Source organism: Magnetococcales bacterium, assembly GCA_015231175.1.
Taxonomy (GTDB): domain Bacteria; phylum Pseudomonadota; class Magnetococcia; order Magnetococcales; family DC0425bin3; genus HA3dbin3.
In genome coordinates, this window is sequence record JADGBZ010000171.1 from 1 (window position 1) to 2,340 (window position 2,340).

At 63.3% G+C, this 2,340-nt stretch carries 1 protein-coding gene; it reads left to right on the plus strand.

From position 1 onward, the window contains the following. Positions 1–77: 77 nt before the first annotated feature. Positions 78–2,192: a heavy metal translocating P-type ATPase gene (locus HQL63_16265; GenBank protein MBF0178376.1), complete on the plus strand. Its 2,115-nt coding sequence runs from the start codon at positions 78–80 to the stop codon at positions 2,190–2,192. Positions 2,193–2,340: the final 148 nt, after the last annotated feature.

The window sequence follows — 2,340 nt, forward strand, 5'->3', positions numbered from 1 at the left end:
GTTCCGGACACTGCAATCCAGAGGCTTCCGTTGTGCCACCGGCGCTGCCTCCCCTACCGATCCTGGACGGGGAGCGCATGGTACTGCGGGTTTCGAAACTCTGTTGTCCGACCGAGGCAGATCTGATCCGCAAAGCCCTCGCGAGCAGGAAGGAGATATTGCATCTGGATTTCGACTTCATCCGCCGGGAGCTGGTGGTGATCCACAAAGGGGCGAACCGAATGGACATCTTCGCCGCCATGCGCACCGTGAACATGGAACCGGATGCCACCGACGTAGAGGCATCTTCCGGGCATGCGCGTTCCCTGCCGATCCAGCCCGCTGTTTCCCGCCGCGCATGGATCGTGACCCTGATTGCTGGTGTGACTGCCCTTGGAGCGGAAATTCTGGTATGGGCCGGGGCAGACGAAACGTCTCCATGGATTGCCGGTCTGGCCCTGGTGTCGATCCTGGTGGGAGGGACCGACACTTTGAAGCGGGGCTGGATCGCCCTGCGCCATCTCTCCCTCAATATTCATTTTCTGATGAGTCTGGCTGTGCTAGGAGCGGTGGCCATCGGCCAGTGGCCCGAGGCGGCCATGGTGATCTTTCTTTTCAGCCTGGCCGAGCGGGTCGAGGCCTTGTCCATGGACCGGGCACGCAACGCCGTCCGCGAGTTGATGTCTCTGGCGCCAGAAACCGTCAGCGTTCATACCGGAACCGGGGAGTGGGAAACCGTGGCCGCCGCGTCGGTGGTCGTGGGGCGCATGGCGCGGGTCAAACCCGGTGAGCGCATCGCCCTGGACGGGGTGGTGAGCGCGGGTTGTTCCGATGTCAACCAGGCCCCCATCACCGGCGAGAGCATGCCGGTGATGAAGGAGCCGGGACATCCCCTCTTCGCCGGATCGATCAACGGCTCTGGAATGCTGGAATATCGGGTTACTGCCGATTTTCGCCATTCCACCCTGGCGCGGATCATCGACACCGTCCAGGAGGCCCAAGCCAGGCGGGCGCCCATGCAACGCTTTGTGGAACAGTTCGCCAGGTACTACACGCCGGCGGTGGTGGGGATTGCGGTGCTCATCGCCGCTGCGCCGCCCCTACTGCTCGGCGCACCCTTTGCCGCCTGGTTCTACAAAGCCCTGGTGATGCTGGTGGTGGCCTGCCCCTGCGCCCTGGTGATTTCCACCCCGGTGACGGTGGTCAGCGGGCTGGCCGCAGGGGCCAGGCGGGGCATTCTGATCAAGGGAGGCCTCTACCTGGAGCAGGCCCACGCCCTGAAGGCCGTGGCCCTGGACAAGACCGGCACTCTGACCCATGGGCGGCTGGAGATGACGGATTTCATCGTTCTTGGGGAACGCAACCGGGATCAGCTCCTGCGCCTGGCGGCCAGTCTGGAGAGCCACTCCGAACATCCGGTGGCTGCTGCCATCACCGCCGCCTGGGGCAAGACCCGTCCCCTGCTCCATGTCCGCCATTTCGAGGCACTGTCTGGACGCGGGGCACGGGGAACTGTTTCCGGTGAGATCCATCACATCGGCAACCACCGCCTGCTGGAAGAACTCGGGCTGTGTCGCCCGGAAGTGGAGGATATTCTGCTGCCGCTGGAGCAGGACGAAAAAACGGTGGTGGTGCTGGCCTCATCCAGCGAACCCCTGGCCGTGATCGCCGTGACCGACCGTATGCGGGACACCTCCCCGGAAGCGATACGCGCCCTCCGGGAACTGAACATTTCCGTGACCATGCTCACCGGTGACAACACCGCCACCGCCCAGGCCATAGCCCGTCATGCCGGCATCGAAGATGTCCGCGCCGAGCTGCTGCCCGAGGAGAAACTGCGTGCCATCGAGGCGTTGACCGAACGGTTCGGGGTGGTGGCCATGGTGGGCGACGGCATCAACGATACCCCAGCCCTGGCACGCGCTTCCATCGGCATCGCCATGGGGAGTTCGGGCACCGATACCGCCCTGGAAACCGCCGACGTGGCGATCATGCATGACGACCTGCGCAAAGTCGGAGAATTTGTGCGCCTGGGGCGGGCCACCCGGCGTGTGCTGTGGGAAAATATCGCCCTGGCCCTGGGTATCAAGGGCTTTTTTTTGTTGCTGGCAGGCTTGGGACTGGCCACCTTGTGGATGGCGGTATTGGCCGACATGGGCACCAGCCTGCTGGTGATCTTCAACGGACGGAGGCTGCTGAAGTTCGCATCCTGACCGGTCGCAAAGTCCGTCAGCCGTTCAGTGCAACCAAAATTTCAGGTAACTATTCAGCACCATAGCAAGAAAAGCTTGGACGTGAAAGCCTTTATCAGGGCTTCGCCCCGAACCCCACCAGGGCGCTGCCCTGGACAAAGCCAGGGAG

Excerpts from the sequence above, each read along its gene's own strand:
- HQL63_16265 (MBF0178376.1), top strand. The coding sequence starts at position 78 with ATGGTACTGCGGGTTTCGAAACTCTGTTGTCCGACCGAGGCAGATCTG.